Source organism: Saccharopolyspora tripterygii (assembly GCF_054778355.1).
In genome coordinates this window covers 59,455-74,629 of record NZ_BAAGZP010000054.1, presented here as the reverse complement: position 1 = coordinate 74,629, position 15,175 = coordinate 59,455, and the positions used below count along the sequence as shown (strand labels likewise).

Below are 15,175 nucleotides of genomic sequence, written 5' to 3'. Positions count from 1 at the left end.
CGGAGGCCAACCACCCATCACCCGACTGACCAACCTCCCCGAACACCACAACTAAAACTGGGAATTGGTGAGACGAAGCACCCGATCGGAGACGTGAAGAACCCGATCGAGGGCAGGAAGGGTCTGCGGGAGGCCGGAAGAGCACCTACGTGCGAAGAGAACCGGGGACGCGTTGGTGAACACGCGTCCCCGGCTCTCTCGTCCGTGCGGTCTTCGATTTGTGCCAGCGGCTTTCGGAGCTCGGCTCCGTCAGTGGGCCGGGACTGCTGTGGCGCTCGCTCCGTCGACCTTGCGGATGAACAGGGCCGTGCCGAAGGCCGCGAGGCCGATGACGCCCGCGACGACGAACGCCGTGCGCAGGCCCGCCGCGTCCGGGATGCCCGCCGGGTTGGCCGAGGACAGCGACGACACGGTGACGAACACCGCCGTGCCGAACGCACCCGCGACCTGCTGCAACGTGCCGAGGATCGCGCTGCCGTGCGAGTACAGGTGATCGGGCAGCGACCCCAGCGAAGCGGTCATCAGCGGCGTCATCATCAGGCTCAGCCCCAGCGAGAGCAGCACGTGGATGCCGATCACCGCTCCCAGCGGAGACTCCGGGCTGAGCGTGGCGAACAGCCACAGCGCCACCGCCATCGCAGCGGCACCCGGGATGACCAGCGGGCGCGGTCCGATCCGGTCGAACAGCCTTCCGACCGGACGGCCCATCAGACCCATCAGCAGACCTCCCGGCAGGACCGCGAGACCGCTGACGAACGTGCTGGTCTTGAGCACCGTCTGCAGGTACAGCGGCAGCAGGATGGCCGCCGCGCCCAGCAGGCACATGAACAGCAGCGCGGCCAGCACCAGCGCCACCACGAACGGCCGATAGGTGAAGGGACGCAGGTCCAGCAGCGCCCGGTCCTCGCGCTGCAGCCGCAGCTGCCTGGCCACGAACGCCGCGAGCGACACGGCCCCGACCACCAGCGGCACCCACGGCGGAACGGTGTGCCCGCCACCGGATTCACCGATCGCCGACAGCCCGTAGAGCAGGCCGCCGAAACCGGCCGCCGACAGCAGCACCGACAGCAGGTCCAGCGGGACCACGCGGGTCTCGCTGTCCAGGCGCATCCACACCGCGCCGATGACCACCGCGATCAGCGCCAGCGGCAGCACGATCCAGAACATCCAGCGCCAGCCCAGCGAGGCCAGCACCGCGCCGCCGATGGTCGGCCCGACGGCGGGGGCGACCGCGATGACGATCGTGATCGTGCCCATCGTGGCGCCGCGCTTCTCCGCCGGGACCAGCCGCATCGCCGAGGTCATCAGCAGCGGGATCATCACCGCGGTGCCGGACGCCTGCACGACGCGACCCACCAGCAGCATCCCGAACCCGGGGGCCAGCCCGCTCAGCAGCGTGCCGAGGCTAAACAGGGTCATCGCGGTCAGGAACACCTGACGCGGGGTGAAGCGCTCCAGCAGGAACCCGGTGATCGGGATGACCACCGCCATCGTCAGCAGGAAACCGCTGGTCAGCCACTGCACGGTGGTTGTGGAGACGTGGAGGTCGACCGTGAGGTCGCGCAGCGCGACGCTCAGGATCGTCTCGTTGAGGATCATCACGAACGCCGAGGCGACCAGCACGCCGAGCAGCACGGTGGCTTTCGGTGGGCTGGCCTGCCGGTCAGGCTCGGCGATAGCGGCCGTCTCGGTCATGGGTTGTCGTGCACCTCGCTCGTGTGTGGCCTGGTCGCGGCCGCTGTTCCTGCCGACCGGGGTGCCGATCGGCGATTCGACGTCACGTTCTGCGCGCTCGGGCGATGGGAGCCCGGATCACGTGCCGGGTCGACCCACTCGACGGTGGGGACCTCGACGACTGCGAGCCCGGCCTCGTCGGCCGGGGTCGGAAGATCCGGTGCCGGGGTGCCGCTTCGAACGGCCCCCATCACGAACATGCTCATCCCCCAAGAGCTCCCGCACAGCCTAACGCCCGGCTCCGACAGGAGCGTCCGTCGCGACGGTCCGCGCAGCCGCGGACACCCGAGTCCAACGCCCGCAACGCCTTCAATCATCCACGCTGGTCAAACCATTTTTTCGCGGATGTGAGGGAGCACCCGTGAGCGCAGGCCGGCGCCGAGGGAGCGGATGACGAACGTCACTCCCCCGGCACCGCCGGCCCCGGGGTCAGCCGCGGGCGGCCCGCCACCGCCCGAGCGCGGCGTCGAGGACCAGGAACGCCAGCAGCGAGATCCCCAGCAGCGGGAGGAAGAACGCCACCACGAGCGTCACCGCCCCCAGGGGCAGCAGCACGCCCAGCGGTACCTGCCGCCAGCTCCCGCGCGCGACGGGAGCACCGAAGGAACCGGCGGGCCTGCGACGCCACCACATGCGGTATCCGAGGACGATCGTGGTCAGCAGCGCCACCACCAGCGCTGCCAGCACCAGCTGGTTGACCAGGCCGAACAGCAGGCCCATGTGCGCGTCGACGCCCCAGCGCGCCAGCTTCGCCGCCACCGGCCAGTCGGCGAAGCGCAATGTCTCGGTGACCTGCCCGGTGGCGGCGTCGACGGCGACCGAGTCCTGCTGCGTCGGCCACTCCCGCTGCACCTGCTTCACCACGTAGGCGCCGCCAGAGGCCGGTGGCGTCAGCTCAACGGGCGCGGTCACGCCTTGCGCCTCGGCCGCGCGCAGCACCCGTTCCGGCCCGACGTCGGTGCCTCCGGTGTGGGCGGTGTGCCCGCCGTGGCCGTGGTGCCCCTGATGTCCCTGGTGCTCCGGCGGAACCGCGCTGGTGGACACGGTCGGCGTCTCCCAGGCCAGGGCCTCGCGGAGCTCGGTGACGTTGGCTCCGGCGTGCACCGACCAGGTCAGGCCGGTCGCCGACAGGAACAGCAGGCCCAGCGCGATCCAGGTGCCGATGACGCCGTGCCACGACAGCAGGCGCTTGCGCCCGGCCGCGCCGGTCTCGGGGACGACGAGCCGCTTGCGGGAGGTGCGGCGACGGCGGAACCACAGCAGCAGGCCGCCCAGGACCATCACCCAGAGCCAGCTCGCGGCCAGTTCGCTGTAGAGCCTGCCGAAGTCACCCAGGTGCAGACCGCGGTGCAGGTTGTCCACCCACGTGCGCAGCGGCAGCGCCTGGCCGTCGCCGTAGGTGTCCAGGATTCCGCGCACCTCCGCGGTGTGCGGATCGACGAACACCGTGCGGCGGAAGCTCTCCGGCAGATCGGGCGCGGTGAAGATGACCTGGGTCGTGTCGGTCGGGGTGGGCGCCGGTCGGATCGCCATCAGCGAGGCGCCGGGGTGCGCGCTGCGCGCGGCCGCGAGCTGGTCGTCGACGGGTGTCGTGACCGGGCCGGCGGGCACGTGCAACTCCCGGTCGTAGACCAGCTGCTCCACCTGCGGCGTGAAGACGTAGAGCAGCCCGGTCGCGGCGGCCACCACCACGAACGGAGCGATGAGGAGTCCGGCGTAGAAGTGCAACCGCAGTACCAGCGGCCGCAGCGCAGCCCACGTCCCGGCGGGGCCGCTGCTCTTCTCGGCAGCGGCGGGCGCCTCGGTGCTCATCTCATCTCCGTCCGCGAGCGGGTGCGTCGGTGGAGATGTCGGATCGGACTCACCGCTGGTTCCCACGAGTAACCGCCGTCACACGGATGTCCGTGCGCAACGCTACGACCAGCTCCCGCGCGGGTACCGTCGCCGCGAGCGTTTCGAGTGCGGGAGGTGTGGCGAGTGGCGAGCTGTTGCCCTCCGTCGCGTTCCGGTCCGACGACCGGTTCGCAGCAGCAGGTGGTCACCCGGGGCAGCGGTGACCTGGACGGCATGGTCGTGCTGCCGGGTGGCGCGTTCCGGATGGGAACCGAGGATCCCGACGGGTTCCCCGACGACGGCGAGGGGCCGATCCGCGAGGTCCGGGTCGGTGGCTTCGCCATCGATCCGCACGCCGTGTCCAACGCGCGCTTCGCCGAGTTCGTCGCGGACACCGGCTACGTGACCGAGTCCGAGCGGTTCGGCTGGTCGTACGTGTTCGCGAAGTTCCTACCGGGGCACCTGCGCAAGGAGTCCCCGCGCCCGGAGCAGACGCCGTGGTGGTGCGGGGTGAGCGGCGCCTGGTGGCGCTGCCCCGAAGGCCCCGGCAGCGATCTGGAGGGCCGGTGGGACCACCCCGTCGTGCAGGTCTCCTGGCACGACGCCGCGGCCTACTGCAAGTGGGCGGGAAAGCGGCTGCCCACCGAGGCCGAGTGGGAGTACGCGGCTCGCGGCGGTCTCGACCAGGCCCGCTACCCGTGGGGCGACGAGCTGACCCCCGACGGCGAGCACCGCTGCAACATCTGGCAGGGCCGGTTCCCGGTGCGCAACACCGCCGAGGACGGGCACGTCGGCACGGCGCCGGTGGATGCGTTCGCGCCCAACGGTTTCGGACTGCACAACGTGTCGGGCAACGTCTGGGAGTGGTGCGCGGACCGCTTCGCCGAGACTGCCGAGAACCGCGCGATGCGCGGTGGTTCGTACCTGTGCCACGACTCCTACTGCAACCGCTACCGGGTCGCGGCGAGGACGTCGAACACCCCGGACAGCGCGAGCGGGAACCTCGGTTTCCGCTGCGCCGCCGACGCCTGAGCGACGGTGCACCGGCGCCTGACCGGGAAAGGATTCCTCCGTTCAGGCGCCGGTTTCCCGGATTCACATCCCCGTGACGATGACGTCCTCCGGCACCGGGTTGTCCTGGGCGAGCGCGCCGAAGAGCGTGCCCGCCTTCTCCTTGTCCCACTTCACGACCGACGCGCCGTCGCTCGTCTCGCCGAAGCCGGACATCGGGACCGTGGTCGTCACGCCCTCACCGGAGGCGATCCCGTTCATGGCGAACGCCAGGCTCCCGAGGTGCCAGACGTGGTCGCCCGAGTCGACCAGGAACGCACCGGAGGTGTTGAGGATCAGCGGGAACAGCCGCAGCGGGTTGAGGAAGACCTCCGGGGAGGAGGCCTTCTCGGTGAGCGCGGCGAGGAATTCGCGCTGCCGCTCGACGCGGTCCAGGTCGCCGCGCGCCGAAGCGCGGGTGCGCACGTAGCCCAGCGCCTGCGGACCGGTGAGCTCCTGGCACCCGGCTTGCACGTCGAGGTTGGCCTTCGGGTCCTGCATGGGTTCCTTGACGCAGACGTCGACGCCACCGATCGCGTCGGTCATGTCGGCGAATCCGCCGAGCCCGATCTCGGCGTAGTGGTCCACGTGCACCCCGGTCGACGCCTCGACGGTCTGGGCCAGCAGCTGCGGACCGCCGTAGGCGAAGGCCGAGTTGAGCTTGTCCTTGCCACGTCCGGGAATCGTGACGTAGGAGTCGCGCGGCAGGCTGACCATCGTGGGTTTGCCGCCTGCCTGCGGGATGTGCACGAGCATAACTGTGTCCGTGCGACGACCGGCGGTATCACCTGTGCCGAGTTCGGCCTGGCGATCGGCGTCCAGTCCTTCGCGGCTGTCGGAACCGACGAGCAGCCAGTTGGTTCCAGAACCGTCGGCGGGGCGCTCACCCGAGGCGGGGATCGCGGGCTCGCGCTTGAGCGAGTAGTCCACGTAGAGCAGGAAACCGGCCAGCGCCAGCACGAGCACCAGCAGCACGATCAGGATCTTCCTGCCCACGCGGGGACGCCTCCTCGGCCGGTGATGCGGTGGCCGCGCGTGCACCATCTGTTGCTGAGCGTAGTTCATCTGCCATCCGAAGAAGTAGGTTGTCCGGCACGGTTTTTCGCATCCCCGACCTGCTGCGGCGGGCGAGCATGACAGCAATCCCCACCGCGCGAATAGGAGCTATCCCACAGTTCTCGGCAACGAATGGAGAACTCCGAAATCACGGCGGGACAACGTTCTCCGCTCCCCGTTCGATTGTTGAATCGGACCAACTTCTGGAAATCCCAGGTCCACGCCGGTTCTGACGACGATTCGCTTTAAGTGGAAGGAATTGTTCGTGATATCGCCTGGGATTCACGTCGAACGGGGTTGTTCCGTTCGCTTCCCGCTCTTCATAATCCGGCCCCATGAATTACCCGTCGCCCCACGGACACGGCCCGTACCCGCCCCATCAGGGCTCTCCGTACCCGCCGCCCGGCCACGACCGGCCTCCGCACGACGACTACTACGAAGAACGCCGTCGTCGCGAGGACACCTCGGCTCGGATCGCGAACGTCGTCCGCGTCGTGGTCAGCGTGGTGCTCACGATCTTCGTTCTCCACGTGCTGTTCGTCGTCTTCGACGCCAACCAGGGAAACGAGTTCGTCTCCGTCGTCTACGTGCTCGCCAAAACCCTCGTGCTGGGCCTCGGCGACGTGTTCACGCCGGACGACGCGGTGCTCGGCGTCGTCCTGAACTACGGCCTGGCCGCACTGGTCTACGTGGTCATCGGCCAGCTGATCATCAAATCGCTCCGCCGCTGATCCCGCCCCTGGGCAGTTTTGGTCCGAATTGACCGGGCAAAACGGACTTCGATCATGGGCGGTTCGGACCAAAACTGCCCGCTGCGCCGATCAGCACCAATCAGGACGTCGCGGCAGGGGCTCCGGCGAAGGGGATGCCGGCCGCGGCCGGTTCGGCCTCGGCGCGGGCGGGGTGCCGCCAGAGGCCCTTGCGCTCCAGGATCGGCAGAACGCCCTCGCCGAACCAGTAGGCCTCCTCCAGGTGCGGGTGCCCGGAGAGGACGAACTCGTCGATGCCCAGCGCGTGGTACTCCTCGATGCGCTCGGCGACCTCGACGTGGCTGCCGACCAGGGCGGTGCCGGCACCGCCGCGCACCAAACCGACTCCGGCCCACAGGTTCGGGTAGATCTCCAGCTCCGAGGTCGACCCCTTGTGCAGCTCCAGCATCCGCTTCTGGCCTTCGGATTCGCTGCGGCCCAATCCCTGCTGGACCTGCTCAATGACCGACGGGTCCAGGGCGTCGAGCAGGCGCTGCGCCTCGGCCCACGCCTGTGCGCTGGTGTCGCGGCTGATCACGTGCAGCCGGATGCCGAAGCGCGGCGTCCGGCCCTGCGCAGCGGCCAGCTTGCGGATCCACTCGATCTTCTCGGAGACCTTGGCGGGCGGTTCGCCCCAGGTCAGGTACACGTCGGCGTGCTTGGCGGCGACATCGCCCGCGGCGGGCGACGAGCCACCGAAGTAGACCGCGGGCGTCGGGTCGGGCCGCCGGGTCAGCTCAGCTCCCTCGACGCGGACGTGCTCGCCGTGGAAGTCGACCCGGTCGCCGCGCCACAGACCGCGCACGACCTCCAAGAACTCGTCGCAGCGGGCGTAGCGGGCCTCCTTGTCCAGGAAGTCGCCGTAGGCGCGCTGCTCGTGGCTCTCGCCACCGGTGACGACGTTGAGCAGCAGCCGCTGACCGGAGTGCCGCTGGAAGGTGGCGGCCATTTGCGCACCGAGCGTCGGCGAGAGCAGACCCGGCCGGAACGCCACCAGGAACTTCAGCCGCTCGGTGACCTCGGCGAGCATCGCGGTGGACAGCCAGGCGTCCTCGCACCACGCGCCGGTCGGCGTCAGCGCGCCTTCGAAGCCGAGCTGCTCGGCGCTGCGCGCGATCTGCCCCAGGTAGCCCAGCGTCGCGGGCCGGGCACCACCCGCGGTGTGCGTGGGCGTGCCGTGACCGCCACCGACGAGGTAGCGGCTGTCGCCGTAGGTGGGCAGGAACCAGTGGAACGTCAAGGACATCTGCTTCTCCAACAGTCCGGTGTGGACGTGTCAATCGGGTGTGAACGAGGAAGAAGTCAGCTGCGACACGCCTGCGTGACCACGCGCTGGAAGTCCACGTGGCGGCGGCGGGTCAGAGGTTCCACGAACGTCATCGTTGGTCAGGCCGCCGGACGATGTCAACGAACGGACTCGGCGTCTCAGCTCGTGGACGTTCGCGGCTCGGCTTGACCGCGCGGGCACCGGACGGCGAAGCTCGGCCGCGTGCCCGCTCCCGCACTGCTGACCTCGCGCCACCACGTCGACCTGCTCCGCGTGGCCTCCGCTGCCTGTCACGCCTCCTGAACACCGGCGCCCGCCCGCCGGGACCCGTGCCGAAACCCCGGGTTCCCAGTCGCGAAGAATCGGGTGCCGCATCTCGGAGCCCGGTCCTCGATCGTCGCCGTTCTCGTTCGTCGACGGGTCTCAGGACCAGGTGATCCCCCTCCACCTTCCCTGCACCTCACACCGGAGGCAGTGATGACCGCGGGCCTGCAGCAGCCTGCTCCCGACGTGCGCGCCGTGTCCCGCAAGGACGTGCGCACCGTGATCGTGTCGAGCCTGATGGGCACCACCGTCGAGTGGTACGACTTCTTCCTCTACAGCACCGCCGCCAGCCTGGTGTTCGACAAGCTGTTCTTCCCCACCGACAACCCCACCGTGTCGACGATGCTGGCGTTCGTGACGTTCTTCGTCGGGTTCGTCGCCCGCCCGCTGGGCGGTGTCCTGTTCGGACACATCGGCGACCGGATCGGCCGCAAGCGCACGCTGGTCAGCACGATGCTGCTGATGGGCGTGTCGACGGCCGCGATGGGCGCCCTGCCGACCTACGAGCAGGTGGGTCTGCTCGCTCCGCTGCTGCTGGTGCTGCTGCGCGTGGTCCAGGGCCTGGCGATCGGCGGCGAGTGGGCCGGAGCGGTGCTGATGGCGGTCGAGTACGCGCCGCCCGGCAAGCGCTCCTGGTACGGCGCGTGGCCGCAGGTGGGTCTCGCGCTCGGGCTCGGCCTGGGGACCGGGCTGCTCGCGTTCCTGGGCAACGTCCTCGACGACGAGCAGTTCCTGGGCTACGGCTGGCGGATCGCGTTCGGCGTGAGCATCCTGCTGGTCCTCATCGGATTGGTGATCCGGCTCCGCGTGGCCGAAACCCCGGCGTTCGAGAAGATGCGGGAGACCCAGGGTGCCGCGAAGGCCCCGCTGGTCGAGCTGTTCCGCGACCGGACCACCCGCCGGAACACGCTGCTGGGCCTGCTTTCCCGGTGGGCGGAGGGAGCGGCGTTCAACACCTGGGCGGTGTTCTTCCTGTCCTACGCCACCGCGACGCTGCACCTGCCCCGCAACGGCGTGCTGATCTCGGTGATGCTGGCCTCCGGGGTGCTGGCGGTGCTGCTGCCGGTCTTCGGCCGGCTCAGCGACCGCATCACGCCGCGTCGCGCCTACGCCCTGGGCGCGGGCCTGTTCGCCGCGTCGGTCTACCCCGCGTTCCTGGCGTTCCAGACCCGGGACCTCCTGCTGTCCGGGCTGATCATCGTCCTGGTGCTGGGCGTGGTGCACGCGCTGCTCTACGCGCCCCAGGGCACGCTCTACGCGCAGCTGGCGCCGGTGCGCTCCCGCTACACCGGGATGTCGTTCGTCTACCAGTTCTCCGGGATCTACGCCTCGGGCCTGACCCCGCTGATCATCACCGCGCTCATCGCCGCTGGTGGCGGCTCGCCGTGGCTGGCGTGCGGCTACCTGGTGCTCACCGGCCTCATCGGCCTCACCGCCACCATCGCGCTGCGCCCCGCGGACCTGACGTCGGCCTCGTCGGACTGACCCTGCCTTCCGCGGCCTCTCGTGGTGAGCTGGACGGCGATGGGTACCCGGGAGCTCCGAGCGGTGGCCGTCGGAGCGGACGACTCCGACGCCGGGCGGCTCGCGATGCGCTGGGCCGCCCGCGAGGCGCTCTCCCGCGACCGGGCGCTGCTGCTGGTGCGGGCGGTTCCGATCCCGCTGGAAGACCTCACGCGCACCCACACCACCGGCGAGCAGCCAGCGATGCGGCACGGGTGCGCGCAGCAGGAGCTGGCGGCGATGGCCACCGAGTGCCGGCGGATGTTCCCGGACCTGCTGGTGCGCACCAAGGTGCAGATGGGGCACCCGGCGTCGGTGCTGCGCGAGGAGACCGACCGGATGGGACTGCTGGTGCTGGGCCCGCCGCCGCTGAGCCACACCCGCCGGGTGCTGCTCGGGTCCACCGCGGGCGAACTGGTCCGGACCTCGCACATCCCGGTCGTGGTCGTGCGAGGCCCGGAAGCCGACCAGCCGCTCCGGCGAGTGGTGGTCGGTGTCGACGGCTCACCGTCCTGCGCCGAGACCATCGCTTTCGCCCACGACGTGGCCCGCAGGCACTCGGCGACGCTCACCGCGCTGCTGGCCGATGCCACGCGGGCACCGGACGCGCTGCCCCCGGACCGGGGCTGGCGCCACGAGTCCGATGTCGTGGAGGCCAACCAGCGGCTGCTCGCCGAATGCCTGGCGGGCGTGGAGCGCTCGGACCCGGACGTGGAGCTGCACCAGGAGGTCAGCCTCGAACTCCCGACCGAAGCGCTGCTCCAGGCCGCGGAGAAGGCCGACCTCCTGGTGATCGGCGCGCGGGGGCGCCACATCGTGCGTTCTACGACCTTGGGGTCCACCAGCCACGCGCTGGTGCACTACGCGGACTGCGCCGTCGCGATCGCCGGTTGAGTCACAACCCGGTGCGGTAGGTGAAACGGGCCTTGCCCACCCAGATCTCGTCGCCCTCATTGAGCTCCGCGATGTCGACGGGCAGGCGGTTGAGGTAGGTGCCGTTGAGCGAGCCGCCGTCGACGAGCACGAAGCCGTTGCCGCGCCGCCGGATCTCGGCGTGCTGCTTGGACACCGTGATGTCGTCGACGACTATGTCGGATATCGCGTCCCGACCTATGGTGGTGCGCTCCGACTGGAGCACGAACCCGCTTCCGGCGGCGTTCCCGCGGTTGATCATCAACCGGGGTCGGCCGCTGAGCTCGTCGGTGGAGCGAGGAGCTGGAACCTCGTGAGGAGCAGACGCTCGGGCGGCATCGGCTTGCGGTTGCACTGGGTTCGATGCGGTCGTGCCGATCCTGGTCTGTTCCATCGTCGTCTCCCTAGCCAACAAGCGTGATACCTCCGAATGCACCTGCCCGTAACCGGGTGGCTACACACAGAATGCCGAAGGATCGACCGCGATCGCTAGGACCAACGTCCTTAATTCACCGAACCTGATTCGTTCATGTGAGCTAGGTCTCGTAAGATTTCCCGCGAGCCGCCGGAAAACGCCGCGAAGGCGTTCCCGGCGGCCCCTGCAACGACCCCTTACTTCACCGCGCCCATCGACAGACCGCGCACCAGGTGGTTCTGCGCTACCCAGCCGATGATCATCACCGGCAGCGAGGCCATCAGCGCCGCCGCCGACAACTGCGCCCAGTACAGGCCTTCGCTGGTGATGAAGCCGACCAGGAAGACCGGCACCGTGCCCGCTTGCGCGGCGGTGAGGTTGACCGCGTAGAAGAACTCCGTCCAGGAGAAGATCACGCAGATCAGCGCCGTGGCGGCGATGCCGGGTGCGACGACCGGCAGGATGACCCGGAACAGCAGCACCGGCAGCGGCGCGCCGTCGACCCGGGCCGCCTCGACCATCTCCCGGGGAACTTCCAGGAAGAACGACCGCATCATCCACACCGCCAGCGGCAGGTTCATCGCCGTGTAGAGGATGACCAGCGACCAGACGTTGTCCAGCAGACCGATGTTCTGCGAGATGACGTACAGCGGGATGATCGCCGCCACGATCGGGAGCATCTTCGTCGACAGGAAGAATCCGAGCACGCCTTGCGTTCCGGGCACCGCGGCGATGGACAGCGCGTAGGCCGCGGGCACCGCGAGCAGCAGCACCAGCAGCGTCGACACGACCGTCACGAAGGCCGAATTGCCCAAGTACGGGAGGAATCCGCGTTCGAGGATCCCGGCGAACTGGGTCAGCGTCGGTGTGAACAGCAGCCGTGGCGGGTCGGTGTAGGCGTCGGCCTCCTCCTTGAAGGAGGTCAGCACCATCCACAGCAGCGGGAAGACGAACAGGATCGACACGACCCAGGTGAACGCGGTCAGCGCCCACCGGCCGATCGGGTTCGCGGTGGTCATCAGCGCACCTCGCTCAGGCCGAAGGTCCGGAACATCAAGCGCAGCGCGAAGTTCGCCACGATCAGCGTCAGGATGACCACGACGACACCCATCGCCGAGGACTGACCGATGTCGAATCCCTCGAACGCGCGCTGGTAGATGTAGTACGGCAGGTTGGTGCTCGCGGTACCCGGACCACCCTGCGTCATCAGGAAGATCGCGTCGAAGCTGTTGACGATGTAGATCGCCCCCAGCAACCCCGCGAGCTGCAGGTACCGGGCCAGCTGCGGCAGCGTGATCGACAGGAACGTCCGCCACCGCCCGGCACCGTCGACCGCGGCGGCCTCCAGAACCTCCTTTGACTGCGCCTGCAGGCCCGCCAGGATCAGCAGCATCATGAACGGCGTCCACTGCCAGACGACCTGGGTCATCACCGCCGCCAACGGGTACTCGGCGAGCCAGTCGGTGTCGCCGCCGAACACGAAGTTCAGCAACCCGTAGGTGGGGTCGAACATCGTGGTCTTCCACAGCAGCGCACCGGCCGCGGGCAGGATCAGGAACGGCGTGATCAGCAGGGTGCGCACCACGCCGCGCCCGGTGAACTTCCGGTCCAGCAGGATCGCCAGACCCAGGCCCAGCACCATCGACACCAGCACGCACACCACGGTGAGCACCACGGTGTTGAGCAGCGCGCCGCGGAACTGGCTGTCGGCGAAGACGTCGACGTAGTTGCGCAGCCCCACGAAGTGCCGCGAACCCGGACGCACCAGGTTCCAGGACTGGAACGAGTAGAACACCGTCATCAGGAACGGGATCTGCGTCACCAGCACCGTGAACAGCAGCGCGGGCAGCAGCGGCGCGCGGCGCAGCCAGCGGCCCGACGCCTCGGGCTCCTTCTTCTTCGGCACCGCGGGTGCCTTGACTTCTTCGACCACCGTTTGGCTCATCGGGTCTCCCGGTAGGACTCGCCGACGGATTCGGCGTATTCCTGGGACTGCTCCAAGGCCTCGTCGACGGTGACCCGCCCGGCGATGGCCGCCGACAACTGCTGGCTGACCCGGGTCCCCAAGTCCTGGAACTCCGGAATGCCGACGAACTGGATCCCCGGGTACGGCACGGGGTTCACCATCGTGTTGGACTGCTGCGCCTTGTCGATCCCGTCCAGGGTCGGCTTGGCGTAGGCGGCCGCCGCCTGCTGGTACTCCGGGATCTCGTAGGTCGACTTGCGCACGCCCGGCGGAACCCGGTTCCAGCCGAAGGTGTTGCCGACGTCCTTGACGAACTGCTTGGAGGTCATCCAGCTCATGAACCGCCAGGCCGCGTCCTTGTCCTTGGCGACCTTGGGCATCGCCAGCGACCAGGTGTAGAGCCAGCCCGCCTCGGGCGTGCGCTCGACCGGCGCGGACACGTAGCCGTTCTTGCCGACGACCTTGCTCTCCGCCGGGTCCTCGTTGGTGCCTGCCATGACCGTGGCGTCGTACCACATCGCGGCTTGGCCCTGCGCGTAGTGCGTGCCGCACTCGGAGAAGCCGGCGCTGGAGGCACCGACCTCACCGTGCTCGCGGACCAGGTTGACGTAGAAGTTCGCCGCGGCCTTGAACTCCGGCGAGGTCAACTGCGGGTTCCACTGCTCGTCGAAGTACCGGGCGCCGAAGGTGTTGGCGACCGTGGAGAACGGCGCCAGGCTCTCGCCCCAGCCGGGCTTGCCGCGCAGGCAGATGCCGGAGAGCCCGCTGGCGGGGTCGTCGAGCTTCGCGGCGAAGTCGGCGATCTGCTGCCACGTCGGGTGTTCCGGCATGGTCAGCCCGGCCTGCTCGAAGAGGTCCTTGCGGTAGGTCAGGAACGACGACTCGCCGTAGAAGGGCACCGCGTACATCGATCCCTGGTGCGACAGCGACTCCCGGATGGTCGGGATGAAGTCGTCAGCGTCGTAGCCCGGGGTCTTCTCGATGTACGGCTGCAGGTTCTCCAGCCAGCCGTTGGCGGCCCACTGCGGGGTCTCGTAGTTGCTGATCATCGCCACGTCGAACTCGCCGCCCTGGGTGGCGGTCGAGGCGGTGATCTTCGCGCGCGCCTGGTTCTCCGGCAGCTGCACGAACTTCAGCTTGATGCCGGGGTTCTCCTTCTCGAACTCACCCTTGAGCGCGACCGCGTCCTCCATCTGCGGGTTGGACACGATCGCGATCACCAGGGTTCGCCCGCCGGAGCCGATCGCACCGGCTCCCGCGCAGCTGGTCAGCAGAACGCCGACCATCGCCAGCAGCGCGAGCCGTATTCGGCTGCGCCATAAACGCTTAGGCATCCGCACCTCCGGGCAGGACCTGGACCTTGAGACCGGCGCCGCTGCGCATGAGCTCGAGCGCCTTGCCGAACTCCTCCAGCGGAAGCGCGTCGGTGAGCAGCTCACCGCTGTCGATCGCGCCCATCGCCATCAGGTCCAGCGCCGGGCCGAAGCTGTGCAGCACCGCCATGGAACCGACGATCTTGATCTCGTCGTTGTAGATTCGGAACGGGGACAGCGAGATCCGCGCCTCCGCGGGGGCGACGCCGAAGACCAGCAGCCGGCCGCCTCGACGCACCTTGTCGAAGGCCGTCTCGATGGCCGGTGCCGCGCCGGTGCAGTCCACCGCGGCGTCGAAGTCGCCGTCGAGCTCGGTGGCGTCCTCGGTGACGGCGACGGCGCCCAAGCGCTGCGCGCGCGGCAGCCGCGACACGTTGCGGTCGGCGACGGTGACCTGCGCGCCCGCGCGCTGCAGGAGCTGCTGCATCAGCAGACCCATCGTGCCCGCGCCGATCACGAGGAACTTCTCGCCGGATTCGACGCCGATCTGGCGGACGCCGTGCACCGCGCAGGAAACGGGCTCGACCAGGGCTCCCTGCTGCCAGCTCAGCCCCTCGGGCATCCGGTAGCAGTTGGCGGACGGGACCGCGACGTACTCGGCGAACGCCCCGTCGACGGTGTCGCCGGTGGCGCCCCAGTTCGCGCAGAGGTTCCCGTGCCCGTTGCGGCACGGTCCGCAGTAGCCGCAGAACAGCGAGGGGTCCACCGCGACCCGCTCGCCGACCTTCCAGTCACCCGGCACGTCCGGGCCGACCTCGACGACCTCACCGGCGAACTCGTGGCCCGGCACGATCGGGTAGGGCGTCGGCGGGAAGTGCCCGTCGGCGATGTGGACGTCGGTCCCGCAAATACCGGTGGCGCCGACCTTCACCACCAATTGCCGCTCGCGCGGTACCGGATCCGGTACGTCGCCAACCCGGATCGAACCGGGTTCGTCAATGATCGCGGCGCGCATCAAACCTCCGCCTCCAGAGCGCTCACATGAGCGAACTG

At 69.3% G+C, this 15,175-nt stretch carries 14 protein-coding genes; 5 read left to right on the top strand and 9 right to left on the bottom strand.

Features of this window, described 5'->3' with window-relative positions; all coding sequences use genetic code 11:
- Nucleotides 1–249 precede the first annotated feature (249 nt).
- The gene (locus ACYVF3_RS32260) at nucleotides 250–1,695 is read right to left on the bottom strand and encodes a DHA2 family efflux MFS transporter permease subunit (protein WP_461158064.1); all 1,446 of its coding nucleotides are present in this window, start codon (nucleotides 1,693–1,695) and stop codon (nucleotides 250–252) included.
- A 468-nt stretch (nucleotides 1,696–2,163) separates the two neighbouring features.
- Nucleotides 2,164–3,546 (bottom strand): PepSY-associated TM helix domain-containing protein, encoded by a 1,383-nt coding sequence (locus ACYVF3_RS32255; protein WP_461158063.1) that lies wholly within the window; start codon nucleotides 3,544–3,546, stop codon nucleotides 2,164–2,166.
- A gap of 255 nt (nucleotides 3,547–3,801) precedes the next feature.
- Between ACYVF3_RS32255 and ACYVF3_RS32250 the strand changes: the two genes are divergently transcribed.
- Nucleotides 3,802–4,599 carry a formylglycine-generating enzyme family protein gene (locus ACYVF3_RS32250; protein WP_461158068.1) on the top strand — a complete coding sequence of 266 codons (798 nt, stop codon included), beginning with the start codon at nucleotides 3,802–3,804 and terminating at the stop codon, nucleotides 4,597–4,599.
- 63 nt (nucleotides 4,600–4,662) lie between these two features.
- Here ACYVF3_RS32250 and ACYVF3_RS32245 read toward each other — a convergent pair whose 3' ends face one another.
- A complete protein-coding gene (locus ACYVF3_RS32245) occupies nucleotides 4,663–5,613 on the bottom strand; it encodes an LCP family protein (RefSeq protein WP_461158062.1) in 951 nt (316 codons plus the stop codon).
- A gap of 395 nt (nucleotides 5,614–6,008) precedes the next feature.
- Here ACYVF3_RS32245 and ACYVF3_RS32240 point away from each other — a divergent pair, with 395 nt between their 5' ends.
- The gene (locus ACYVF3_RS32240; RefSeq protein WP_461158061.1) at nucleotides 6,009–6,404 is read left to right on the top strand and encodes a hypothetical protein; all 396 of its coding nucleotides are present in this window, start codon (nucleotides 6,009–6,011) and stop codon (nucleotides 6,402–6,404) included.
- Nucleotides 6,405–6,504: 100 nt separating this feature from the next.
- Here the strand turns inward: ACYVF3_RS32240 and ACYVF3_RS32235 are convergent, their stop codons facing one another.
- A complete protein-coding gene (locus tag ACYVF3_RS32235; RefSeq protein WP_461158060.1) occupies nucleotides 6,505–7,668 on the bottom strand; it encodes an LLM class flavin-dependent oxidoreductase in 1,164 nt (387 codons plus the stop codon).
- Between the two features lie 243 nt (nucleotides 7,669–7,911).
- Here ACYVF3_RS32235 and ACYVF3_RS32230 point away from each other — a divergent pair, with 243 nt between their 5' ends.
- The 3 genes from ACYVF3_RS32230 to ACYVF3_RS32220 all read left to right on the top strand — a co-directional run bounded on the left by ACYVF3_RS32230 (nucleotide 7,912) and on the right by ACYVF3_RS32220 (nucleotide 10,410).
- Nucleotides 7,912–7,992 (top strand): putative leader peptide, encoded by an 81-nt coding sequence (locus ACYVF3_RS32230; RefSeq protein WP_425474165.1) that lies wholly within the window; start codon nucleotides 7,912–7,914, stop codon nucleotides 7,990–7,992.
- A gap of 174 nt (nucleotides 7,993–8,166) precedes the next feature.
- A complete protein-coding gene (locus ACYVF3_RS32225; protein ID WP_461158059.1) occupies nucleotides 8,167–9,498 on the top strand; it encodes an MFS transporter in 1,332 nt (443 codons plus the stop codon).
- 24 nt (nucleotides 9,499–9,522) lie between these two features.
- Entirely contained in the window at nucleotides 9,523–10,410 is an 888-nt protein-coding gene (locus ACYVF3_RS32220; RefSeq protein WP_461158058.1) for a universal stress protein, read from the top strand.
- Between the two features lies 1 nt (nucleotide 10,411).
- Here the strand turns inward: ACYVF3_RS32220 and ACYVF3_RS32215 are convergent, their stop codons facing one another.
- The 5 genes from ACYVF3_RS32215 to ACYVF3_RS32195 form a co-directional block, all read right to left on the bottom strand.
- Nucleotides 10,412–10,822, bottom strand: coding sequence for an FHA domain-containing protein (locus ACYVF3_RS32215; RefSeq protein WP_461158057.1), 411 nt, complete (start codon nucleotides 10,820–10,822; stop codon nucleotides 10,412–10,414).
- A gap of 218 nt (nucleotides 10,823–11,040) precedes the next feature.
- Nucleotides 11,041–11,862, bottom strand: coding sequence for a carbohydrate ABC transporter permease (locus tag ACYVF3_RS32210; protein ID WP_461158056.1), 822 nt, complete (start codon nucleotides 11,860–11,862; stop codon nucleotides 11,041–11,043).
- On the bottom strand, nucleotides 11,862–12,788 hold the full coding sequence (locus tag ACYVF3_RS32205) for a carbohydrate ABC transporter permease (protein ID WP_461158055.1): 927 nt from the start codon (nucleotides 12,786–12,788) through the stop codon (nucleotides 11,862–11,864). Before ACYVF3_RS32205 ends, ACYVF3_RS32210 begins: the two co-directional genes overlap by 1 nt.
- Nucleotides 12,785–14,143, bottom strand: a complete 1,359-nt coding sequence (locus ACYVF3_RS32200; protein WP_461158054.1) for an ABC transporter substrate-binding protein — start codon at nucleotides 14,141–14,143, stop codon at nucleotides 12,785–12,787. Before ACYVF3_RS32200 ends, ACYVF3_RS32205 begins: the two co-directional genes overlap by 4 nt.
- On the bottom strand, nucleotides 14,136–15,137 hold the full coding sequence (locus ACYVF3_RS32195) for a zinc-dependent alcohol dehydrogenase family protein (protein ID WP_461158053.1): 1,002 nt from the start codon (nucleotides 15,135–15,137) through the stop codon (nucleotides 14,136–14,138). Before ACYVF3_RS32195 ends, ACYVF3_RS32200 begins: the two co-directional genes overlap by 8 nt.
- Nucleotides 15,138–15,175 lie beyond the last annotated feature (38 nt).